The following is a 23,643-nucleotide window of genomic DNA, read 5'->3' as shown; positions in this document are numbered from 1 at the left end:
TTTTTTATATTTGTTATAATGTGTACTTACGTTTCATTGTATTTGTGTAATACAGCCTGGAGCTCTGACACAAGCTGATTAATATATTTCATATCTTTTTCGCCTTTTTGCAATAAGGCGCTGTCTAAATTTTTCGCAGCTGAAGCTATTTCCTCTAAGGCGAACATTTGTGCTGCACCTAATATTCGGTGGCTATCTTTTTGCAAAGCGTCAAAGTCTTCACTTAGAAAATGCTGTGTAATATTTTCGCTTTCTAAACCAAAACTTTGTTTAAAACTTATTACTAAATCACTGATATCTATCTCACTTGGTGCATTAGGTTCGTCCGAATGAACTTGATCTAAATTTTCTGACAAGGTTTTATAAAATAAGTCTTTATCCAATGGCTTTGCAAGGTAACCGTTAAACCCTAATGTAAGATAGTCGTCAATTTCGTGACTCATTGCGTTTGCAGTGAGCGCAAAAATTGGCCGTTGAAAACCACATTTTTTCAATAGCTCAAAGGCCGCTCGTCCATCCATTATAGGCATTTGAATGTCGAGTAATACAAGATCTGGGTACTCTTGTAAGCAACGCTCTACAGCTTGCTCACCGTTTTCTACCGCAATTACATCAAGCCCTAATGAACGCAAGTAACGGCTAATAAACCTACGGTTATCTGCATGATCCTCTGCAAGCAGGACAGTACCGCTTAGTTGCACTTTATTTTGCTCTATTTGCCCGATATCGCTTTGATCACTAGAAACTTGCGCACAAGGTAAAAAGAACGAAAATTGACTTCCTTTTTTATATTCACTTTGCACGCTAATATACCCGCCCATCATAGAAGCGAGCTGCTGTGATAAACTAAGCCCCAGACCTGTTCCACCAAAACGTCGGCTAATACTGTTATCTGCTTGGCTAAAGTATTCAAAAATGAGCTTTAATTGCGATGAGTTCATACCTATACCGGTATCTTTAACAATCAGTACAATACCCTGCTCTGTTTTATTTAATGCAATTAATACCTGTCCTGATTGGGTAAACTTAATAGCATTGGCACACAAATTAATGAGAATTTGTTTTACTCGCATTATATCAAGGCGGGTGTAAAACTCATCGCCCACCTTATTTTCAAGCACAAGCCTGAGATTTTTTGCTTTTGCCTGAGGGTTAAACATTGCGTGCACATCGTTAACCAGTTGAACCATGTCAAAACAAGAAACATTAAGCTCTAACCTATTCGCTTCTATTTTACTTAAATCAAGCACATCGTTGATCAAACTTTTTAAATGGTTACTGTGCCGCTGAATAATAGCTAACTCATCTTTTAGCTGTTCAGGCTCGTATAAACCATTCATTAAATCGTCTGTTTGTCCGAGAATCGCCGTTAATGGTGTTCTTATTTCATGACTAACATTAGCCAAAAATTGACTTTTAACATCATTAGCTGCTCTTAACTCTTGAGCAACAGCTTGAAGCTCTGCTGTGCGTTGCGCCACTTGCTCAGCTAAATATTGTTTTGCCCGTTTTTCTGCGCCGCGTCGGTATAAAGCAACCCCTGTCACTATGACTAAAAATAACAGTACAAAAATAAACACCGTTAACTGCGAACGCTGCTTCATTTTTAGTTCTTGTAATTTACGGTCTTGTTTCAGCTCTTTAATTTCTTGATTCAATTGTGTGGCTTTAAACTGTCTTTCTAATACTGCTAGGGCTTTAACAATAGAGTCACTTCTTAATTTGCGTAGTTCGTTATTGTACTTTTCATGCAACTGCATTGCATTTTCGTAGTTCCCCCTACTTGCCTCAATCAAAGCATGGGTGCCAAGTCCATCTCGCATAATGCGATCATTACTATGCTCTTCAAGTAATTCAAAAACGCGTTCAATGTTCGTTTTTGCCTCATCTAACATTCCCCTTACAAGCTGGACTTTTGCGAGAGTTTGCAGTGCAGTAAGTTCTAAGTTTTTGTTATCAATTTTAAGTGAATACTCTATCGCTAATTGCGCTTGCTCATACGCTAATTCCACTTTATTGAGAATAATATTGACGTTTGCAATGTTAGTGTACTGAGTCGCTAACTTATTCATATTGTTGACGGATAGGTAATAACGGGTTGCTAATTGGTAGTAATGCATCGCTAAATCTAGCTGGTTGCTTTCAAAATAAACCACCCCCATATTATTATGCACCATAGCAATACCCAAATTATCATCTAACTTGCGAAAGATTTTTAACACGTCTTGATAAATACTCATGGCATTTTCATAACGAGATAAGCGTATATAAACGCCTGCTATGTTAATTAAAATATCGCCTTTATCCTGTTCACTACCCACCTCTTCGTAAATCTCTTTTGCTTTTAGGTAGTAATCAAGCGTTGCTACTAACTTATGCATATTAAAATAAGCTAAACCAATATTATTCAATAAATTTGCTTGTTCTAATGGTTGGTTATTAATTTTTGCAATATCAAGTGCACGGGTATATTGAGTAATTGCTTGTTTAAACAAGCCTTGATAAAAAAGTGCAACACCTTGCATTTTAATTGCACGAAAGTGCTCGCTAGGAAGAAGTGATCCAGAAGTTTCTTGCTCTAATAATTTAAAGTAATTAAAAGCATCGCTAAAGTGGCCGCTCGACAGCGCAGTATCGGCAAGGCCTGCATATATTACAGCACGACTTTGAGCTGTAATACGTTGGTTATTAAGTAAGGCGTTACCTAATTCACGCTTTGCATCCCATTGTTGTTGTTGTTTAAACTCTTCTAATAATGGTTCTGATTGTTGAGCATAACTTGGCAAATAGAACAAACTGCATACAATGAATAAGAGGCACTTGAGCTTGCCATGCATAATTTTAATCCTTCAAATTGTTACGTGTAACAATGTAATCTGTACTGAAGATACACTAAATACTAGGACCTAAACAATGCTTAACCCACTGATTGACCGAATATTTGACTTAATATTAACCCAAAAAGTGTGGCAAGTTCATATCCTAGCAGCTGAGCTTATTAATTGTGGCGCAATTAAGCCACTTGATAAAAACCCTGAACGTGATTTATTTAAGCGTAATTTTTTAATTATGAATGCATTGTATCAACTACAGGAACAACTTCACCCTAAAAGTCTCTTAATATCAACACTTCATATAGAACTTATTGAAACGGAAATAGAAAATCCTGCAACGGTTAAATCAAACTTAAAAGATTATTATTTAGACTGGGGGAATTACGAAGCAAGCGAAGAGCAAATTAATGAGCTACTCACAAGTTTTTGGCAAAAGTTTAAGAAGGTAAATAGCGCGCCAGCTTTAACAGAAGATCACTTTGACGCACTGTTGGCAAAGTGGCAGCTAACAAATGATTTTTCGCTTAAAGAACTACAAAAACGTTGGCGACAGCTTGCACTGGCGCACCACCCAGACAAACCTACTGGCTGCGAGAATGCATTTAAGCAAATAAAAGTAGAGTACGAGCAGCTTAAACCGGCTGCTCGCTCATAACTTGATTAACGCGTTAGGCGACGAGCACGAATTTTGCGCCCTTTTATATTACCTTCGGTTAATTTACGAAGTGCCGGTTTTGACGCATTACGTTCAACAGCTACAAATGCGACGTTATCAAGAACATTAATTTTACCTACTTGACGCCCAGCAATACCGTCTTTACCCGTTAACGCACCTAAAATATCACCAGCACGCACTTTTTGCTTTTTACCTGAATCTATCATCAGAGTGACCATGTCTGGTTTGTACGGTGGTTTGTCCAACAAATTATATGAAGGCATTGGCTCTGGCTCAAAGTCGCGCTCATAGTGATCACCAATTTGCGCTACTTTGAATTGCTCTGCATCACCATAAATTGAGCAAGCAATCCCTTTTTTACCCGCGCGGCCTGTTCGCCCAACTCGGTGAACGTGCGTTTGCGGGTCATGCGCTAAATGGTAGTTGATTACCATGTCCATATCGTCAATATCTAAACCACGTGCGGCAACGTCTGTCGCGACTAAAATAGACGCACTTTTATTAGCAAAATGAATCAGAGTGCGCTCACGGTCACGTTGTTCTAAATCACCATGCAATGCCACGGCGCTGAAACCTTCATCGGCTAAATCATCGCACACTTGCTGCGTTTCTACCTTGGTGTTACAAAACACAACACAACTTTGTGGTGTAAATTTAAGTAATAGTAACTTAAGTGTTGGATAGCGCTGTTTATTGTTATCCATTTTGTAGAAGTATTGTTTTATTGTGCTTTTTTCTTGCTCTTCTTCTACTTTAATCATCTCTGGGTTACTAAGTACACGCTTTGCTATCGCTTCGATTGCGCGTGGAAAAGTAGCACTAAACAAAAGCGTTTGGCGGTTTTCTGGAATACATTCAATAATCGCATCAAGGGTATCTTGAAAGCCCATATCAAGCATTTGATCGGCTTCGTCTAATACTAATGTTTCTACATCGTCTAACCGTAAAGTCCCTTTGCGAATATGGTCATCTACGCGCCCTGGTGTACCAACAATGATGTGTGCACCGTGTTCAAGCGACCCAATTTGCGGCCCAATTGATACACCACCACATAGCGTTAATATTTTAATATTATGGATACCACGCGCAAGCTTACGCATTTCAACAGCCACTTGTTCAGCAAGTTCACGTGTTGGACATAAAACTAGCGATTGAATTCTAAAACGTTTTACGTTTAATTTAGCAAGCACACCTAAACTAAACGCAGCCGTTTTACCTGAGCCGGTTTTTGCCTGCGCAATGATGTCTTTACCTTCAAGTACAGGTGGCAAACTTTGCGCCTGTACAGGTGTCATGTGGGCGTAGCCAAGCGTCGATAAATTATCAACAAGTCCAGCTGGTAAAGCCAAAGATGAAAAAGCAGTTGAAGTCACAGTAAATTCCATAGCAGTAAAAATAACGCAGGATAAAGTCCCACTAAATATGCCGCTAATAATAGCAGAATTCGTTATTGGCAACCATTAGCAAACACATTATAAAATATTGTTAATAAAAACATATTGCAAATGATATTTATTTTCATTAAGATTGCGCTTCACTTTTTATTCACATATTGAGCTGGAAGCATCAAATGAAACTGAGTTCACTTTACATCGCACTATTAGCAACAATAACAACAAACACATATGCAAACTCTACCGACCTTGAACATATTGAAGTCAAAGGAAGTTTCTTTAATGACTACAAAGTAGATAACGCAAATGGTGCAATGAGAACATCAACTTCATTACTTGATACTGCTCAATCAGTGACTGTAATTAGCGATATTATTATTAACGAACAACTTGCGACAACACTAGGTGAAGTACTTTCAAACGATGCAAGCTTAACGGCTGGTTCTAAACAACGTAACCGTGAAGTATTTAACTTACGTGGTTTTGAGCTTAGCTCATCAACGGGTTACTTACGCGATGGTCATCAGCACTGGTCGCACTATCAACAACCCATTGAAATTTTACAGCAAGTAGAAGTTATTAAAGGTCCATCGAGCATTTTATATGGTCAATCAGGCCCTGGCGGACTAGTTAATATGGTCACTAAAAAGCCAACAGCACAAACTTTGTTCAATGCCAGTGCTGATGTAGATCAACACGGTTCAACGCGGTTTATGCTTGATGCTAGCGGAGCATTAACGGATGCAGAAGATTTACGTGCACGCGGTATTTTAGTTAAGCAAGATGTTGATTACTGGCGCGAATACCAAAATGGTGAAAACCGCGAGCGTGACCGCTTTTTAGGTGCATTTATTGTTGATTACGACATTAGTGATAATGCCTTAGTACGTGTGCATTACGACCGCACAGACGACGAAGCAGGTTTAGACACCGGTGCATGGATAGACGACAACGCCAACGTTATTGGCGACGATAAAACTATTCGCGATATGTCTTGGGCGTTTACCGACATAACGGTAGAAAATGCGGGCATAGATTTTAAAGTGTTTTTAAACGATAACTGGCAAGTAAAACTTGGTTATAACGAACAAACATTTGAGCGCCAACGTTTTGAGTCAGCGCCACGTAAGCCGGGTAATTTTGTTGAAGGCGACAGCTATGAGTCTCGCCCGTACGACCGATTCGACGACTGGCAATTTAAAACAGCATTTATCGACTTCATTGGTGAATTTGAAACAGCCGGTGTTCATCATCAATTATTAATTGGTGCTAACTCACTTGATTATTATTATGGCCAGCGTCGCACCTCAGCTGATTCATTTAATTTTATAGCAGGCCAAGCAGAACCAAGTCGCCCAACTGTCAGTTACAAAACTGACGACACTATTAGCGAAACAGAATACGACTATTACGGTATTTATGTGCAAGACTTAATCACGTTTTCGCCACAATGGCAGCTATCGCTTGGTGGTCGCTACGATAAGCAAACACGTGAAGATGCAAATAATGAATCGTTTGTGCCAAAAGTAGGTGTTCTTTATCACCCTAATGCATCAGCTACCATATACGCGAGTTACTCTGAAGGCTTTGAGCCTCAAGGAAGCGATACTCTTGTAAACGAAGACGATATAAATAATGGTATGAAGCTTGACGCCGTTACCTCTGAGCAAAAAGAAATTGGCGTTAAGTGGCAATTGTTTGATGATCGCTTAATGCTAAGTGGTGCACTTTTCGATATAAGTAAAAATGGCACACTAGTTACAGAAACACTTGATATACCAGTGGGTGATTTAATCTCTGAAACAAACCAAATTGGTGAACAGCGCCACAAAGGCGTTGAACTAACAGCGCAAGGTGCGGCAACTGACCGTTTATTCGTAATGGCATCGACTATGTATTTAGATGCAAATTACGAGCGTGACGAAGATTTAGAAGGCAAGCGCCCTACTGATGCGCCTAAATGGTCTGCATCTCTTTGGACACGTTACGAATTAAACGACGCGATTGCATTTAATGCGGGTGCATTTTACGAAGGTGAGCGCTTTGCAGATAGTGCCAACACGATTACTAAAGATGCCTACACACGCGTAGATGTAGGTGCAACTTACAAACTTAAAGTAAGCAAAACCGATGTTAACTTACGCCTAAACATAGAAAACTTATTTGATGAAGATTATCTAGCCGGTGGCGGAACAAATAACGTAACAATAGGTGAAGGTACTAACGTAAGACTGGCTGCCCAGTTTAGCTTTTAATTAAGCGCTTTAATTACCAGCCCGCGCTTAAAATACGCGGGCTTTTTGCGCTTTAAAGCCGCTCATTCATCTCATTCTATTTTTTTACGTCTTTATTACATGTTTTAATAGCCGCAATTTCAAACAAGGCTAATTACCATGAAAAACCTCATCACCGCGCTACTGCTTACCATTAGCATGGCAGCCACTGCCAGCAGCAACGAATTTACACCAAAGCAATTACAACAAGTAGATGAAGTGCGTACCACTGCACTTAATAGCCACCTAAGCTATGAGCTATTAGAGTCACTAACAACAGAAGTTGGCCCGCGCTTACCAGGCACCGAAAACGACAAAAAAGCCGTTGCATGGGCGCAAGCTAAATTTAAAGAACTCGGTTTTGACAAGGTATGGCTTGAAGAGGCGACGTTCCCAGAGTGGCGCCGCTACAGCGAAAGTGGAAAAATATTAACGCCTAGCGAACAACCCCTTCATTTAACCGCGCTAGGTAATAGCATAAGCACACCCAAAGAAGGTATTAGCGCACCCATTGAATTATTCGAAACACTTGATGAGCTAAAAGCTGCACCGGCTAATAGCTTAAAGGGTAAAATTGCTTACATTAATTACCGAATGAATCGCGATATAGACGGTAATGGTTATGGACCCGCTGTTAAAGCACGTGCCACTGGAGCAATTGAAGCATCTAAAAAAGGGGCTGTGGCCTACATGATGCGCTCAGTAAGTACAGGTCATCACCGTTTTGCCCACACTGGCGGTAGTTATTACAAAGAAGGTGTTAAAAAAATACCTAATGTAACCATTGCCAACCCCGATGCCGATCAAATTGCCCGTTTAGTCGCTTTAGGTAAAGATGTATCAGTAAATATAAATGTACAAACCGAAAACCTTGGCGAAGGCACTAGTTACAATGTTATAGGCCAATTTAACGGGACTGAAACCCCTGAACAATATGTATTAATTGGCGGACATTTAGACTCATGGGATTTAGGCACAGGCGCACTTGATGACGGCGCCGGCGTTGCATTAACTATGGCGGCTGCTAAACATATTAGCGATGTAAAACGCCCTAAACGCAGTATTCGCGTTGTTCTTTTTGCCGCAGAAGAGCTTGGTTTATGGGGTGCAAAAGCTTACTTTGCGAAACATAAAAACGATTTACACAATATTGTTGCTGCCGCAGAGTCTGATTTTGGCGCTGATGTAGTTTACGGTTTTGAATCAAATGTAGATGCAACGTCACTGCCTGTAGTGCGTGCTATCGCGAAAGAACTTGCTCCTTTAAATGTTGAGTACATTGGTAAAAACCAAGCTAACGGCGGACCCGATCTAATTCCATTTAAAAATGCAGTCTCGGCACCTATTTTTGAACTAGCCCAAGATGGTACAGACTACTTTGATTATCACCACACTGCTGACGACACGCTTGATAAAGTGACGCCAGCAAAGCTTCGTCAAAATACAGCAACCTATGCGGTATTTGCACTTATGGCAGCAGATGCAAAAGCAACAATTAAACCAAAAGTAACAACAAAAGAGTAGCAGACATACTTACTTACAGTTTGCTGCTTTAAAAAATATGCCCCTTGATTTACTTTAGTAGAAATTAAAACTCGGGGCATTATTGCATGCTGCTTTTCAACACCAGTCAGTCCTTTCCTCACTTTTCACAAACGCAGTGCTGCCCAAACTGCCAAAGCGATAGCTATCACTTAGTAAACCATAGCCGTTACTTACGTTTTACGATTATTCCTATCGTACCTTTAAAGCTAAACTACAACCGCGAATGCTACCAATGTGGGCATAACGAAGCCATTAATTTAAAAAAGCTCCCCTTAATTGAAAAACTAAGCCTGCCAAAATACGGGATTGGCTTAATTTTATTATTGTGGGTAATGGTATATTTTTTTCAACAATACACCGACAACCAAGCACTCAAATACAACTACTTAAATAACCCACAGGCATTTGATACATACTTAGTTCACGCTGATAAATTTACTCACGAACCATGGACGCTAACAAATTTAAAAGTGGCCCAAGTGCTAAGCTTTGACGAGCAATTTATTACTTTTCAAGTAAGCAACTATAGCTATAAACGCAACCGAGGCATAACCACGGCGATGCGCACCAGCTTATTAGTGCAACGCGATTATTTTTCAACAAGCACAATTACCTTACCGCGTGATGAGGTAAAGCGCTTATATGACAGTGACGTGATTTACGATGTACTACGCCCACACGCTAATAGCTTGTATGGCGGGTTTGTGATGTTTCCGCCTAAACCTAAGCCTTTATACAAAGGTTTAAAGCTAGATAAAAATAACCAGCAAGGCATTATGTACTTTAAAGATGGGCAATTTGAAGAAGCCTTAGAGAGCTTTAAACTTGCTGCAGAGTCAGGCTCTCAATGGGGTCAGCTTAACCTTGCACAAATGTACCGAGACGGGCAAGGTGCAGGCAAAAACACACAACAAGCTATTTACTGGTATAAAAAAGCAATTGCTCAAGGTAATAGTAAAGCAGCCTACGAGCTTGAGCAGTTGTGTAAATTTATAACGTGCTAATTAAAAAGCCAGTTGTAAATTGGCTTTTTGTAATAAGGATATCTGCAATAGACTAAAAACTCATGTGTTGCTCTAAAAAACTAAGCACTTGTTTGTAATAACGAGACCGATGTTCTTCTTTATAAAAACCATGTCCCTCATCTTCTAAAAGCTCGTATATATAAGGATGCTTATATTTTTTCAGAGCCGTAACTAGCGACTCAGCCTGCTCTATAGGTGCTCGACGATCTTCACCACCATGAACAATGAGAACCGGCGCTTTTAACTTGTCAATATTATAGCTAGGGGAAAACTGTTTGAGTTTCTCTTGATTCGTTCCAATCGCACGTTCAAGATAGCGTTGACCTCTTTCTTGTTCTGCAATATCGCCCTCATCAAACATAAGTGGTAAATCATACACTCCAACAACTCCAATGGCGCATTTGAACATATCAGGCTCTATAATGGCGCTTTGTAAAGCTGAGTACCCCCCAAAACTAGCCCCCATTATACAAATGTTATCTTTATCAACAGTACCCTTGTTGATTAGATCTTTTACACCATCAATAATGTCAAATTGTATTTCGCTACCCCATTTTAAATGACCTGTATGCTCAAAATTACGACCAAAACCACCTGAGCCTCTAAAGTTAATCTTTAAGACTGCGATACCTCTATTAGCTAACAGCTGTGCATCAGGATCATAACCCCACCAGTCCCTTATTCCATGAGGACCACCATGTGGCATAACAACCAGTGGCATATTTTCTTCTTCCATATTATTAGGAACAGTTAAATAACCATGTATAGTTAACCCATCACGTGCTGTATAGTTTATAGGCTTGGTAATTGCCATTTCATGCGGTTTAATCCAGCTACGAGAAGAAAACAAAAAGCGTAAATTGTTTTGAGTCGAGTCGAATAAGTAATAATCACCTGGGTTAGTATCACTTGAAGCATAAATTACACTGACGCTACCATCTAATGTACTGCTTACAAGTTGTACTTGATTACCCTTCAATGATTGTAGCAATGCCTTTAAGTAAGTACTTTTTTGTGAACTACCACCAACAAAAGAGTAGGTGGGATAGCCTAACTCATGTTCAATCGCAAAAAAGCTCTTTCGATACTTCATCCACCCAAACTCTCTTAGGGGATACGAACTTATCTTTATGTAATAGTTCGAATTTTTTTGTATTTAAATTAAGTTTATAAAGTCCTTCTGCCTCGCCGGCCTGAGATGCAGTGACATAAACTGAGTCACCTGAATCATCAAAAGCTCTAAGATTAACATCACCATATGGAAGACCACCTAAGTCAAGTTTTGTCCATTTACCACCTGATTTACCACGCGTATAGATACTTTGGTCAATATAATTTTCGTTTGAAACAGCCACACGAACATTGCCATCATTATCAGTTAAGAAACCAGCCATCTTAGCAGGCGAACGCACAACTCTCTTTCAGTGTCCTTTATAAACATCTACTTCATATACTATAGTGTTTGGCTCGTTTGAAGCTGTCCAAGGTATTGTATATACAAGCATTTTACGGCGATTACTTAGTAAAGGGTCAAGAACAAAAGAAGTCCCTCTGACTGAAGTTGCTTTTTTTATATTACTCCCTGTTTGCATTTCACCTTGATAACCAACTAAATATTTACCCTGGCTACCATCTGCATTTACACCAAATAATTCACCGTGATACTCAGGCTGCTCCTTCCAGCCTCTTAAATACTCTTTAGCAAGAACGATTCGTTCATTATTTACCCAGTTGTAATTACCTACTTGCCCATTGCCTGGGAACTGAACTGCATGCATTGGTTTAAAAGTAGCAACATCTAAAATCATGAGAACTTTTTTACCCTCTGGACGAGTAATAACAGCAAGATACTTACCATCTGGCGATAACTTAACGCCATCAAACTCAGTTGCCTTACTAAAGCTTTCAATAGACAAATGATTAGTTTTAGCTTGTGCGCTAGTTATTAAGACAGCAAATAACAAAAAAACAGATAGGAGTTTACTCATAAAAATCCTTTTTTAAAAATTAGTTAGAACATAACTTTACAAAAAATACACATAAATAACAATAGTTTAATATTGAAATGAAATTATTTAATGTTGGCTACTCTCCTGCACAATAAATCAAACAAAACAATAACCAGCCCGGCAACAACGCCTAACAACCCATCAAAAATAAGCGGAGCTAATACCTCACCTATATTGCCTAGTATTGATTGCGCATAGCCAATCATATTAAGTTGTGTGTGGTGCAGTAACTCAATACCATGAGATAAAATACCCCCTCCCACCAAAAACATAGCAACAGTACCTGCAAACGCTAAAAATTGCATAAGTCGCGGTGCTGCTGCAAGTAAGCCTTTACCTATAAACTCTTTAACCGTACTGCCAGAGACTTTAGATTGATTCACCAAATACAAGCCAGCATCATCAAGTTTTACAATGGCAGCCACAAGTCCGTAAACACCTATAGTCATAACAATGGCTATTACACAAAGCACTAAAGATTGATTAAGCAATGTTTGACCTGCAACAGTGCCGAGCGTAATAACAATAATTTCAGCCGATAGAATAAAGTCCGTTCGTATCGCGCCTTTTATTTTTTGCTTTTCATATTCAACTAAATCAGGCGTTTCGTCGCCATCGGCAATATCATCGTGATGAGGTAAAAATCGCGCAAATACTTTTTCAGCCCCTTCAAAACATAAAAACAAACCACCTAAAATTAAAAGTGGTGTAATTAGCCATGGCAGCCAAACGCTGATCATTAAAGCCGCTGGAACAAGAATGGCTTTGTTTAAAAATGACCCTTTTGCTACCGCCCATACAACAGGTAGCTCTCTATCGGCTGACACACCCGTTACTTGCTGTGCATTGAGTGCTAAGTCGTCTCCTAAAACACCCGCCGTTTTTTTTGTCGCAATTTTACTCATGGTTGCAATGTCATCGAGTAAAGCCGTTATATCATCTAATAATGTTAAAAGGTTAGTGCCTGCCATTGTGCTTCCTAAGGTCTGTTGTTCTTTCAATGTTAATTTGCAGCAGCCGGTTTGGTTCTTCCTAGGGGCTACTTACTCTTTGTTGCTCGGCTTTTACTTAGTCCACTAGGTTACAAACTTCGCGCCGCGATTAAATAGCCCTTAGTGTGGACAAATTTCAAGCCGAAAAGATCAACAGACCCTATCTTATAAATAATTTAATCAACATAACGTAAAGCACGTCTTTCACCAACGGTTAATTTTGCTCTGTTATTCTGAAATAGAATAGCCGGTGAAAAATAAAGGAAGGGGAAATGAAAGCAACAATCGTTTTAGTAGTTTATTTACTGTGTTTAATAGGGTGCAATGACAAAACAACAACCACACACTATGTATGCAATGATAATAAAGCCGTGCTTAATGTCTTAGCAAACGAAAAGGCAGAACTCACTTTTAAAAATAAAACCTATCATCTTAAGTATGAAAAAAGCGCCTCTGGTAATAAATACATTAGTAACAAAGTCCTTTTTTGGGGGAAAGGCACTGAAGCTATGCTTATAATTTCAGGGAATAAACACCTATGCAGCACAAAATAACAACCTACTAACAACATATTAAAAAACTTGCTACACTAACAAAAGTCTTAATTTTGTTGATGAAGTTATGCGTTCTATTGCCATTAAACATAAAATAATTTTAGCCTTTTCTGCCATTGGCTTACTAATGCTTATTAGTAGCTTATTTTTTTACTGGTCCTTAAATAAAATAAGCACCACAACTTCACGTATAGAAAACCTTGCCGTACCAGCCCAACAAGTAAGTAAAGACTTAAGGCTATCGCTTCTTTCTATTACCAAATTCAATGCTCTAGCTTATAGCCAAACAAAACCTGATTTATTACTGACCAATAAAAAAGAAGCTCTTAGCGAGCAACAAGAATTCAGTAATATGCTCAATGCACTTAATCCGCAATTAACGGGTCAGCAAAACATGCAAACTTTGCTAGTTGACGCTTCAAAAAACTTTGAGCAACTAAGCAAAACAAGCGCAAACATGTTTAATGCCAAAGAACAACGTTTTAGTGCGCAGTCGACTGCCGCTATATTAATTACAGAGTTTGGTGTTGAGCTCAGCAATCTCAGTAATGGCTTACTCGATATAGAACTCATAGAGGTCAGTGCAAAGCAGCAATCTTTACTCAGCTCTGTATTTGGTACTGCAACACGCATAGACGACTTACTATTTAATTTAAGCAACAATATTAAAAGTATTACGCAAACTACCAGTATTAACGACTTAAATGCCCATCAACAAGATACCCTATTTTTACTTGATAACATCCAGCCAAACTTTGTGTATTTAGAACAGCAAGCCACTCCCTTTGGTGACAATTTAAACGCGACTCAATTCACCGAGCAATTTAATAACTTAAGATCACGATTGAATGGACCCGACGGTATTTACGCTCAGCAAAATAAAGCGCTTAAAAACACCCAAATGGCACAGCAAAGTTTTGAGCGCTTTCAACAAGAATTTATAGATACAGAAAGCCAATTATTACAGCTTAATAAGCTGGCTGACGAGCGTTTTCAAACACTACAAAACAGTGCCAAGTCGGCAATTAATATGGGCTCTAGCTCTGTTGTTATAATTGCGATTGTACTTATTGGATTACTTATTGTTATTTCAATATTTACAACCAATGCTATGCTAAAACCGCTAAAAAAAGTAAATAGCGATTTAGCACGTATTGCCTCGGGTGATTTTTCTAAACGCAGCCAACCGCGCAGCAAAGATGAGTTTGGCACTTTACTTAACAACATCAATAAGCTCAGTGACGATTTATCACACCTTATAAAAGCAATTAGTAATGATGCCCACGAGCTTGATAAATCGGCCATTCAAACAAGTGAAAAAGGTCAACAAATGACCATTGTTGCTCAGCAGCAATTAGAACGAAGCGCACAAGCCACAGACCTTGCACATAGCATGTTAAATAATTCGCAAGCGGTTTATGAGCAGGCCGATAATGCATCTAACGAGATCACCAACGCCTCTCAGTTTGCAAACGACGTCAACCAAATAGCTAACGACAACAGTTTAAGTATTGAAGCATTGTTGAATCGACTCGATAAAGCGGTAAGTAGCACAGAAGAGCTGGCTGAGTTTACAGATTTAATAGGCGCAATTGTAAACACTATTAGCAGCATTGCAGAGCAAACTAATCTACTTGCATTAAATGCAGCAATAGAAGCGGCAAGAGCCGGAGAAAATGGCCGAGGTTTCGCGGTGGTTGCTGACGAAGTTCGCTCATTAGCGGCACGCACACAAAGCTCCACAAGTGAAATTCACACTATGATTCAAACGCTGCAACAACACACAAAAACGACGCAAAAAGAAATTAACGATGGCCAACAACAAGCTAAACAGTGTGTTGAAAACAGTGCTGAACTAAATAAAGCGGTTGAGCGTATAAAAGGAACATTACTTTCAATTAACCATATGAGTGAGCAAATTGCTACGGCTTCTCATGAACAGTTAACAAACAGTGATGATATTCAAAAAATAATGGCCAAGGTGACCGAACAAGCCACTTTAAATGCCAATAACGCAACCACCCTAGCAAGCGAAAGTGAAGACGTAAATCAACTTGCACACTCTTTAACAAGTGCCGTAGAGCGCTTTAAGTTTTAAGTGCAGCTGTAATGACTTGCTTTGCATGAAATGGGTATAATAGTTCAACTCTTTTGCTTAATAGCGGCCCATAATGAAATATAAAGATCTGCGCGATTTTATCAATTTACTTGAAAAAAAGGTGAGCTTAAACGTATCACCCAAGAGATTGACCCGTATCTTGAAATGACCGAAATTTCCGACCGCACACTGCGTGCAAAAGGTCCTGCCTTATTATTCGAAAACCCAAAAGGGCACAGCATGCCGGTGCTTACCAATTTATTTGGAACACCAAAGCGGGTTGCTATGGGGATGGGTCAAACAGACGTTAACGAACTGCGTGAAGTAGGTAAGCTACTCGCATTTTTAAAAGAGCCAGAGCCTCCTAAAGGTATTAAAGAAGCACTTGGATCTATTCCTGTGTTTAAAAAAGTGCTGAATATGCCAGCTAAAGAAGTTAAAAAAGCACCTTGCCAGCAAGTAGTTTTAGAAGGCGATGACGTTGATTTAACAAAGCTACCTATTCAACACTGCTGGCCGGGCGATGCAGCCCCTTTAATTACGTGGGGTTTAACCGTAACAAAAGGGCCATACAAAAAACGTCAAAATCTGGGTATTTATCGCCAACAGCTATTAGGTAAAAATAAAATAATTATGCGCTGGTTGTCGCATCGTGGCGGCGCGCTCGACTTTCAAGAGTGGTGTAAAGAAAACCCTGGCCAGCCTTATCCTGTGTCGGTGGCGTTAGGCGCCGATCCAGCGACCATTTTAGGTGCGGTAACTCCTGTTCCAGATACGCTTAGCGAATATGCATTTGCTGGGTTATTACGAGGAAGCCGAACTGAAGTAGTAAAGTCGATTTCAAATGACTTGCAAGTACCTGCCAGTGCCGAAATAGTACTAGAAGGTCATATTATGCCAGGCGAAATGGCGCCTGAAGGCCCCTATGGCGACCACACTGGTTACTACAACGAAGTAGATGACTTCCCTGTTATGACCGTAACTCATATTACACACCGTAAAGATCCTATTTATCACAGCACATTTACTGGCCGTCCGCCTGATGAGCCGGCTATTCTGGGTGTTGCACTAAACGAAGTGTTTGTTCCGATATTACAAAAACAGTTTCCCGAAATTGTCGATTTTTATTTACCGCCTGAAGGGTGTTCGTACCGCATGGCAGTAGTCACAATGAAAAAACAATACCCTGGTCACGCCAAGCGCGTAATGATGGGAGTATGGTCGTTTTTACGCCAATTTATGTATACCAAGTTTGTAATTGTGTGCGACGACGATATAAATGCACGCGACTGGGAAGATGTTATTTGGGCCATAACAACTCGTATGGACCCAGCGCGTGATACTACGTTAATTGAAAACACCCCAATAGATTATCTAGATTTTGCTTCTCCGGTATCGGGACTTGGTTCTAAAATGGGGATGGACGCAACCAACAAATGGGCAGGCGAAACCGACCGCGAATGGGGTGAACCTATAGTGATGGACAAAGCCACCAAAGAACGTGTTGATGATATTTGGGATAGCCTTAAAATTCTCTAACAACTCAACAAACCAAGCGGTGGCCAATAATTTATTTGCCACCGTTCGGACAAGCTATAAACAGGCTATAAAATAACCCTGTAGATATGCTAGAATCGACTCATTCAATTGCGTATCTGCTGTCAAAAGCGCTGCTAAAAGGTAAAAAATGCAAACATTAAAAGCTGAAGTTGTAGCTATCAGCCCACTTACAGAATTTGTTAACAAAGTAATTTTAAAGCCACAACAACCTGTGACCTTTGAAGCGGGCCAATACATGCAACTGGTGTTAGGTGAAAAAGACAAACGCGCTTTTTCTATTGCTAGCCGCCCATCTCAATGTGACGAAATAGAACTACACATTGGTGCTTCGGGTGCAGACTCATACGCAATGCAATCGCTTGAACACTTACGCAATGCACATGCAAACAACACAATGGTTGATATAGAGGCCGGGTTAGGTGTGTCTCAACTTCGCTTGCAATGTAATCGACCTATTATTTTACTTGCCGGTGGCACTGGTTTTTCGTATGTAAAATCAATGGCTGATCACTTGGCTGAAATAAACTGCGACCGCCCTGTATTATTTTATTGGGGTGTTAAAGAGGAGTCGGCATTGTACGCACATGAAGAAATGAAATTATGGGCAGAGAGCCATGAACATTTTGAATTTATTCCTGTTGTCGAAAACCCATCAGCTAATTGGCAAGGTCACACTGGTTTTGTGCACAAAGCTGTAATGCAAGATATTGTATCACTTGAACCTTACGACATTTACATGGCTGGTCGTTTTGACATGATAGGGATTGTACGTGACGACTTTATAGCTCATGGTGCTATTCGTGAAAACATGTACGCCGATGCATTTGCATTTATAAAGTAAACTCATCGCATAGTTTAATAATAAGCACCTACGGGTGCTTTTTTTATGACTTTAAATTTTTAATAGTTTAAACCTATCACATTCATCAATATAAACAATTTCCTAAAATCCAATCTATAAACCATACTTTGTACAGAACATCAGCGGGAGAGACCCAAATGCTAAATACAAAAGTAAAAGATTTTATGCAACGCAAGTTGCCAAACATAACACCAAACACCGAAATGACGACAGCCATAGCCGAGTTACAAAAATTTAAATTACTTGGTGCGCCTGTATTCGACGACGAAAAATGCCTTGTCGGATTTATTTCAGAGCAAGAGTTATTAAAGCCTTTAATGCAGAGCAGTTATTTTTGCGAAGGGGTTGTAAAAGTGTCGCAGCTTATGCAAACCAATGTAGTCACAGTAAGTAGCGATTTAAACATTATTGAACTGGCTGAACAAATGCAGCCGGGTAAGCCTAAAAACTACCCAGTGGTAGAAGGCGTAAAAGTGGTAGGAATGATAAATCGTGCCGATGTACTCAAAGCGCTCTACGATAACTACCTTAGCTGCCAAGAGCACTAATTTAAACCTGAGCGTTAGACAGTAAACCTCTTATTAACTAGCGCTCAAGTTCAGTCCATAAATATGCGGCTTTAAAGCGGCATATTTATTTGTATTGCTTAACGTGCACTCACTTGTGCTAGTAGTGCTTTTTTATCGCCGTCGCTTAAAAATGCAATTTCCAACGCATTCGCTTGGGCTTTTTCTATATCAGCCTGAGATAAACCAGCCTTGGGTGCTGCAATAGTATATTCATGCTCTATTTCTATACCTTCAACAGCCGGATCATCTGTATTAAGGCAAGCAAGAATGCCATAATCTAAAAACTGTTTAAGCGGGTGCGTAGCTAGGTCGGTGACTGTGCTAGTCTGAATATTACTGGTTAAACATGACTCAATACCAATACGGTTGTCACGTAAGTAATCCATTAACGTTGGGTCTTCAATTGCTTTTACACCATGGCCAATTCTACTTGCACCTAGCTCGTTAATCGCTTGCCAAATACTAGGTGCACCAAGTGCTTCACCGGCATGAATTGTTGACGCTAAATACGCATCACGCACTTGCTTAAAGTGCTCAATAAATAACTCTCCCGGAAAGCCAATTTCATCGCCCGCTAAATCAACAGCCACTAAGTCATTTTTAAACGCAAGTAATGCATCAAGCTCATGTTGGCACGTTTTAACACCATAAGTACGCGACAAAATACCAATTAAATTAGCTTTAATATTGGCATTCTTTGTTGCTGATTTAATACCATCAACCACAGCTTCGACAACACCTTGTGGATGTAAGCCTTGGCTTTGAGCCATGTAGTAAGGACTGAAACGAAGCTCAACGTAATCAAGACCTTGCGCTTGTGCATCTTCAATATTTTCAATAGCTATACGGCGGCATGCATCGTAATCGCCAAGTACCGTAACACCCCAGTCTAGCTTTTGTAAGAAAGCGACAAGGTTTGGCTCTGGATCTATCACTTGAACATGAGGGATTAATTGTTCAACGTTATCTGCGGGTAAATCAATATTAAACTGACGACCAAGTTCTAGTATGGTTTGCGCGCGAACATTACCATCTAAATGACGGTGAATATCTAGCAAAGGTAGTTTTCTATTGATCATAGTAGCACCCAGTTTAATTAAATTTTTGCGCATAATACGCAGATAGAATTATTTTTCAAGTCTATACGCTTTGTAATATTATTAAGCGGTCATATGTCTGCTTTTTGTGCAAATATTCACACACTTAACAATAATATGTATAAAATAGTCTCGCCTTACTTTTTATTGTTTCGCTAAATTTAAAAAATACCTATAAAAAAGCACAGGTAAAGCATTTTTACAACGCCTATAACCTGTGCCTAAAATTTATAACTAATCAGCTAGTAAACTTATTTGTTATATAAAACGAGCGCCTTTTCAGCCTGTGCCGTGTTCTTGTAACTCAAAGCTGCCTGGTCTGCAAATTGGTGTTTATTATCACCATTAAGTGCTTTATCAAACACACGTGCCGCTAAATCATAATCACTTTGTGCATTAGCAAGGCACGCAAGCGACAACAGCAGTGCTGTATTAGTGTCGTCTTTTTTAAGGCGATCTTGAATACTGGCTTGTAATTTGTGCGCTTCGCCATGGTTTGCATTATTTAAAATAGCAGCAAGCTCATCATGTTGGCTGGCTTGCTTAACCATTTTAGCTAAATCGCCCTCAATAACAGCAAGCTGACCTGTTGCAGCCATTTGAGTTAAATACGCAGTATGCGCATAAGTTTGAAGTTTTCGTGGTAATTGTTTGTATTTATTTGTTAGTTCATCAGCTGATTGAGCCGAAAAATAGGCAGTAAATACACGCGTCCACTGATCACTAGAAAACACTTTTTTACGCAGTAGCTTGGGTAAAAACTCTTCTAGCACGCTAAAGTGCTGCTGTTGTACCAATACCTCAGTGTACAGTTTAAGCTCAAGTGCAGTGGCTTTTTTAGCTTCTGCATTAACGCGCAACTGCGATTCAATTGCACTGCTATCGCCACTTGCCAACCATAGTTTTGCTACCTTCAATTGCTGCTCAGGGCTTATTTCAAATAATCGTTCTAGTGCTTTATCTGCCTCGTTGTTAGCAAGTGCCGCTTTAGCCAATAGTGCCAAACGAATATCATCAAATTTATCTGGCACACTGTTACCAGAAAGTGAGCGCTCTACTTGTTCGTAATCGTCGTTTATAGCACTGAAAAGGGCTTGTTCAATTGCGGCAAATTTACGCTCTTCACTGCGGGCAAAAAAACCATGTTTGGTATTTCTATAAATTGATAATAAATAGCGTATTAGTTTATACGTAAAGTATAAAGTTGCCGCAGTCATTGCAGCCATAATACAAAACGAAACAATGGTGCCTTCAATTGTTGTGTTATTAAACGAGATAAGCACGTAGCCTTTTTCGTCCAGTACAAAAGGGGTAACCGCAAGTACAACAACAATAGCTACAATTAAGATTATTAGGCCTATCATTGCACCCACTCCTTAACCGTTTGTGTACTTTGCAAAGTGACCTCTTGGCTAAAGTTGAGCTGCTCTTTTTCTAATTTAGATAGCGTATTTAGTACTGATTTTGTGGCGTCATCGTCTTGCTTAAAGTACTCGCCAGTTAAGCGCTTAGCTTCGCTTAACGCACTAAAATATATACTCGCTTGCTTACTTAATAATGCGTCCTGCGCCTGTGCTATATTTAATTTAATTCGTTGATTAATTAAATTGCGCTCTTGGTCGGTCAGTAAAGGTTCAATAGCAATCCCTTCATGGCGCCTAATAGTAATAAAACTATCAACAATTTTATTCCAACTATTACTGATATTTTGCTGCCAGTCGTTAATATCTTCGCTGAGTGCATGTTCATCAATTACCAATGTTTCCTCTGGTAAATTGACCGCATTAAACACCAATTCGTCAATTCGGTTAATAACACTATTTAGCTGTAAATAAATGGCCTCGGTAGCAACCGGTTTTAAACTATCAAGCGTTTGTATGTCTTGCATAATGGCTTGGCGAACTTCAATTGTGCCAGGGTACTCACTTAACAGTCCGTCTAAACGCTTTAGTACAGCGCTTGCGCCTTGGTAATCTTTTTCGGCCCACAGTTTAAACTCAGCCATTCGTTGTAAGCTGGTGACCTCTTGTGGGTTTAAAGATGAACCTTGCTGCTGCGCTTTTTGCAGCGCAGCTTTTAATGCTTGCTGATTTTCAAGAGTGCTTTGCGTTAATGCCTCAGATACTTTTTCTTCGCTATTAAATAACGCTTGTTGTAAGCTCATTTGAGAAGATTTAAGTGCAGCAAGCTCTTGCTGGAGCAGCTTGTTTTGCTCGCTAAGCTCGTTAACAATTGTGTTTTGCGCTTTACCTGCATTTAGCTTTTGATAAAACTCGTAGCCAACTCCAGAGGCCACAACCAACGATATTAACAATGCAAGTGAAGCCACTTTACTTACTTTTTGTTTGTCATTTGCAGGTTTGTTTTTTACGCTTGCTGGCTCATTTTTAACTGATGTTGAACTCGAAGCTGTTGATGTTGTGTTTTCTGTTGTTATTGACTTAGGTTGTTCACTCATGCTGCTACCTTGCTGATTAATACAGGTAAACATAGCGTTATCGCTAGCCCCTGCTGCAATATGGATATTTGCCAAACTAACATGTTGTTGCTGTAAATATGCGGCTATGCGCTCGCTGGCAACATAAAAGTGGCACTGTTGTAACCATTGTAATTGTTGTGCAGCAACGGGGGTAAACATGGCATCAACTGCTGCATTACTTGTTATGACTATACCGTGTACATTGCTGCTTTTCCAGTGGTCAGTCCAGTCACTGGTTAAATCTGGCACTGGCTCACGTTCATAAACAACACAATTATTTAAAAACGCGCCACGCTCTTTAAGTACCTTGGCGATGTCTGGGCGACCACCTTGCCCTTTAACCAATACAATATTGCTACCATCAACTTGAGCCAACGACTTAAGAGCCAATACTCCTTCTGAATCGAACTGCTTAGGCGTGGCTGCACGCACACCAAATAATTCATATATTGTATCGGCAGTTTGCTGCCCTACAGCATAAAACTGCGCTTTAATGTTTATATCGGGCTTTAATTGTGCCAGTGCTTTAACAGCGTCCTGAGAGATAAAAATAATTTTATCTGCATTAATAAGTGGGCTTAGTTGAGTACTAGAGGGCGTTAAATAGTTAATATTTAAAACAGGAAACAATGACGCCTGATAACCCGCTTGCTCAAGTTGCTCTGCAAGGGCTGCGCCTTTTCCTTCGGGCCGAGTTATCAGAATATGTGTCATTTATGCGTCTCTGTATACGTCAGCTAAAATTTTATCTGCGCCTTGAGCAAGTAATTTTTCAGCCAGCTCTATTCCGAGTTTTTCGGCATCGTTAATATGACCCGCAACTTCGTCACGTAAAATTTCGCTGCCATCGACTGCGCCTACAAGCCCTCGTAAATGGACCTGTTCGCCATCAACTAACGCATAGGCACCTATTGGCACCTGACAACCACCTTCTAAACGGCGGTTCATTGCACGCTCTGCATTAACACGAATACGTGTATGTGTGTGCTCAAGCGGTGCTAATAACGCTTTAGTCACTTCATCTTCAATCCGACACTCAATACCTACAGCACCTTGGCCGTTTGCAGGCAACGATACTTCTGGTTCAATGTAGTCAGCAATACGCTCGCCCATTTCTAAACGAATAAGCCCTGCCGCTGCTAAAATAATCGCATCGTATTGCCCAGCATCTAATTTAGCTAGGCGTGTATTTACGTTTCCGCGTAAATCACGGATTTCTAAGTCAGGTCTCAGTGCTCTAATTTGGCATTGGCGGCGCAAGCTTGATGTACCTACTACCGCTCCTTCTGGTAACTCATTCAAGTTAGCAAAGTGATTTGATACAAACGCATCGCGCGGATCTTCACGCTCACAAATGGTATGAAGGGCTAATCCTTCTGGAAACTCCACCGGCACATCTTTCATTGAGTGTACGGCAATATCAGCTCGACCATCTAGCATAGCTTGCTCAAGCTCTTTAACAAATAAGCCTTTACCGCCAATTTTAGCAAGTGGTGTATCTAAAATAATATCCCCTTGTGTCGACATAGGGACTAACTCAACACGCACGTCATCATGAAAATGCTCTAGCTGCGCTTTTACAAATTCGGCTTGCCATAGCGCCAAAGCGCTTTTACGGGTTGCTATACGTACTAATTTTGTTTTTTCTGTCATAGGGGTATCCAATTAATTACTGC

At 39.9% G+C, this 23,643-nt stretch carries 15 protein-coding genes and 2 pseudogenes; 9 read left to right on the top strand and 8 right to left on the bottom strand.

Features of this window, described 5'->3' with window-relative positions; translation table 11 throughout:
* Positions 1 to 26: 26 nt before the first annotated feature.
* Positions 27 to 2,837: a tetratricopeptide repeat-containing hybrid sensor histidine kinase/response regulator gene (locus P20480_RS09505; RefSeq protein WP_033025420.1), complete on the bottom strand. Its 2,811-nt coding sequence runs from the start codon at positions 2,835 to 2,837 to the stop codon at positions 27 to 29.
* A gap of 76 nt (positions 2,838 to 2,913) precedes the next feature.
* Between P20480_RS09505 and P20480_RS09510 the strand changes: the two genes are divergently transcribed.
* Positions 2,914 to 3,489: a DNA-J related domain-containing protein gene (locus P20480_RS09510; RefSeq protein ID WP_008129500.1), complete on the top strand. Its 576-nt coding sequence runs from the start codon at positions 2,914 to 2,916 to the stop codon at positions 3,487 to 3,489.
* A 5-nt stretch (positions 3,490 to 3,494) separates the two neighbouring features.
* Here the strand turns inward: P20480_RS09510 and dbpA are convergent, their stop codons facing one another.
* Positions 3,495 to 4,883 carry an ATP-dependent RNA helicase DbpA gene (dbpA, locus tag P20480_RS09515; protein WP_008129499.1) on the bottom strand — a complete coding sequence of 463 codons (1,389 nt, stop codon included), beginning with the start codon at positions 4,881 to 4,883 and terminating at the stop codon, positions 3,495 to 3,497.
* 197 nt (positions 4,884 to 5,080) lie between these two features.
* Between dbpA and P20480_RS09520 the strand changes: the two genes are divergently transcribed.
* From P20480_RS09520 to P20480_RS09530, 3 genes are all read left to right on the top strand, one after another.
* Complete coding sequence (locus P20480_RS09520) at positions 5,081 to 7,159, top strand: TonB-dependent siderophore receptor (RefSeq protein WP_008129497.1); 2,079 nt, start codon at positions 5,081 to 5,083, stop codon at positions 7,157 to 7,159.
* A 138-nt stretch (positions 7,160 to 7,297) separates the two neighbouring features.
* Positions 7,298 to 8,701, top strand: a complete 1,404-nt coding sequence (locus P20480_RS09525; protein ID WP_008129495.1) for a M20/M25/M40 family metallo-hydrolase — start codon at positions 7,298 to 7,300, stop codon at positions 8,699 to 8,701.
* Between the two features lie 86 nt (positions 8,702 to 8,787).
* On the top strand, positions 8,788 to 9,726 hold the full coding sequence (locus tag P20480_RS09530; protein ID WP_008129493.1) for a tetratricopeptide repeat protein: 939 nt from the start codon (positions 8,788 to 8,790) through the stop codon (positions 9,724 to 9,726).
* A 52-nt stretch (positions 9,727 to 9,778) separates the two neighbouring features.
* On the opposite strand, the pseudogene P20480_RS18070 reads toward P20480_RS09530, so the two are convergent.
* Positions 9,779 to 11,735: pseudogene (locus tag P20480_RS18070) on the bottom strand (alpha/beta hydrolase family protein).
* A gap of 83 nt (positions 11,736 to 11,818) precedes the next feature.
* Positions 11,819 to 12,727 (bottom strand): DUF808 domain-containing protein, encoded by a 909-nt coding sequence (locus P20480_RS09535; protein ID WP_008129486.1) that lies wholly within the window; start codon positions 12,725 to 12,727, stop codon positions 11,819 to 11,821.
* Between the two features lie 293 nt (positions 12,728 to 13,020).
* Between P20480_RS09535 and P20480_RS09540 the strand changes: the two genes are divergently transcribed.
* The 5 genes and pseudogenes from P20480_RS09540 to P20480_RS09560 all read left to right on the top strand — a co-directional run bounded on the left by P20480_RS09540 (position 13,021) and on the right by P20480_RS09560 (position 18,370).
* The gene (locus tag P20480_RS09540; RefSeq protein WP_008129485.1) at positions 13,021 to 13,302 is read left to right on the top strand and encodes an MliC family protein; all 282 of its coding nucleotides are present in this window, start codon (positions 13,021 to 13,023) and stop codon (positions 13,300 to 13,302) included.
* Between the two features lie 67 nt (positions 13,303 to 13,369).
* The gene (locus tag P20480_RS09545; RefSeq protein ID WP_008129482.1) at positions 13,370 to 15,400 is read left to right on the top strand and encodes a methyl-accepting chemotaxis protein; all 2,031 of its coding nucleotides are present in this window, start codon (positions 13,370 to 13,372) and stop codon (positions 15,398 to 15,400) included.
* Between the two features lie 73 nt (positions 15,401 to 15,473).
* A pseudogene (gene ubiD / locus P20480_RS09550) lies at positions 15,474 to 16,939 on the top strand (4-hydroxy-3-polyprenylbenzoate decarboxylase).
* Positions 16,940 to 17,087: 148 nt separating this feature from the next.
* On the top strand, positions 17,088 to 17,801 hold the full coding sequence (gene fre, locus P20480_RS09555; RefSeq protein ID WP_008129479.1) for an NAD(P)H-flavin reductase: 714 nt from the start codon (positions 17,088 to 17,090) through the stop codon (positions 17,799 to 17,801).
* 158 nt (positions 17,802 to 17,959) lie between these two features.
* A complete protein-coding gene (locus P20480_RS09560) occupies positions 17,960 to 18,370 on the top strand; it encodes a CBS domain-containing protein (RefSeq protein WP_008129477.1) in 411 nt (136 codons plus the stop codon).
* 98 nt (positions 18,371 to 18,468) lie between these two features.
* Here P20480_RS09560 and add read toward each other — a convergent pair whose 3' ends face one another.
* The 4 genes from add to hemC all read right to left on the bottom strand — a co-directional run bounded on the left by add (position 18,469) and on the right by hemC (position 23,620).
* Positions 18,469 to 19,470: an adenosine deaminase gene (gene add / locus P20480_RS09565; protein ID WP_033025422.1), complete on the bottom strand. Its 1,002-nt coding sequence runs from the start codon at positions 19,468 to 19,470 to the stop codon at positions 18,469 to 18,471.
* Positions 19,471 to 19,739: 269 nt separating this feature from the next.
* Positions 19,740 to 20,852 (bottom strand): heme biosynthesis HemY N-terminal domain-containing protein, encoded by a 1,113-nt coding sequence (locus tag P20480_RS09570; RefSeq protein WP_008129473.1) that lies wholly within the window; start codon positions 20,850 to 20,852, stop codon positions 19,740 to 19,742.
* Entirely contained in the window at positions 20,849 to 22,681 is a 1,833-nt protein-coding gene (locus P20480_RS09575) for a uroporphyrinogen-III synthase (RefSeq protein ID WP_008129470.1), read from the bottom strand. The genes P20480_RS09570 and P20480_RS09575 overlap by 4 nt, the downstream gene beginning before the upstream one ends.
* Entirely contained in the window at positions 22,682 to 23,620 is a 939-nt protein-coding gene (gene hemC / locus P20480_RS09580) for a hydroxymethylbilane synthase (RefSeq protein WP_008129468.1), read from the bottom strand. It abuts the gene before it with no gap.
* Between the last annotated feature and the right edge of the window lie 23 nt (positions 23,621 to 23,643).

The sequence above is a fragment of the Pseudoalteromonas sp. BSi20480 genome (assembly GCF_000241365.1).
GTDB lineage: Bacteria > Pseudomonadota > Gammaproteobacteria > Enterobacterales > Alteromonadaceae > Pseudoalteromonas > Pseudoalteromonas marina.
This window is presented reverse-complemented; position numbering and strand designations above follow the sequence as displayed.

What these genes read in the sequence shown, in the direction of transcription:
- P20480_RS09505 (WP_033025420.1), bottom strand. Translation starts at nt 2,837, where the DNA reads ATGCATGGCAAGCTCAAGTGCCTCTTATTCATTGTATGCAGTTTGTTC.
- P20480_RS09510 (WP_008129500.1), top strand. Translation starts at nt 2,914, where the DNA reads ATGCTTAACCCACTGATTGACCGAATATTTGACTTAATATTAACCCAA.
- P20480_RS09520 (WP_008129497.1), top strand. Translation starts at nt 5,081, where the DNA reads ATGAAACTGAGTTCACTTTACATCGCACTATTAGCAACAATAACAACA.
- P20480_RS09525 (WP_008129495.1), top strand. Translation starts at nt 7,298, where the DNA reads ATGAAAAACCTCATCACCGCGCTACTGCTTACCATTAGCATGGCAGCC.
- P20480_RS09530 (WP_008129493.1), top strand. Translation starts at nt 8,788, where the DNA reads ATGCTGCTTTTCAACACCAGTCAGTCCTTTCCTCACTTTTCACAAACG.
- P20480_RS09535 (WP_008129486.1), bottom strand. Translation starts at nt 12,727, where the DNA reads ATGGCAGGCACTAACCTTTTAACATTATTAGATGATATAACGGCTTTA.
- P20480_RS09540 (WP_008129485.1), top strand. Translation starts at nt 13,021, where the DNA reads ATGAAAGCAACAATCGTTTTAGTAGTTTATTTACTGTGTTTAATAGGG.
- P20480_RS09545 (WP_008129482.1), top strand. Translation starts at nt 13,370, where the DNA reads ATGCGTTCTATTGCCATTAAACATAAAATAATTTTAGCCTTTTCTGCC.
- fre (WP_008129479.1), top strand. Translation starts at nt 17,088, where the DNA reads ATGCAAACATTAAAAGCTGAAGTTGTAGCTATCAGCCCACTTACAGAA.
- P20480_RS09560 (WP_008129477.1), top strand. Translation starts at nt 17,960, where the DNA reads ATGCTAAATACAAAAGTAAAAGATTTTATGCAACGCAAGTTGCCAAAC.
- add (WP_033025422.1), bottom strand. Translation starts at nt 19,470, where the DNA reads ATGATCAATAGAAAACTACCTTTGCTAGATATTCACCGTCATTTAGAT.
- P20480_RS09570 (WP_008129473.1), bottom strand. Translation starts at nt 20,852, where the DNA reads ATGATAGGCCTAATAATCTTAATTGTAGCTATTGTTGTTGTACTTGCG.
- P20480_RS09575 (WP_008129470.1), bottom strand. Translation starts at nt 22,681, where the DNA reads ATGACACATATTCTGATAACTCGGCCCGAAGGAAAAGGCGCAGCCCTT.
- hemC (WP_008129468.1), bottom strand. Translation starts at nt 23,620, where the DNA reads ATGACAGAAAAAACAAAATTAGTACGTATAGCAACCCGTAAAAGCGCT.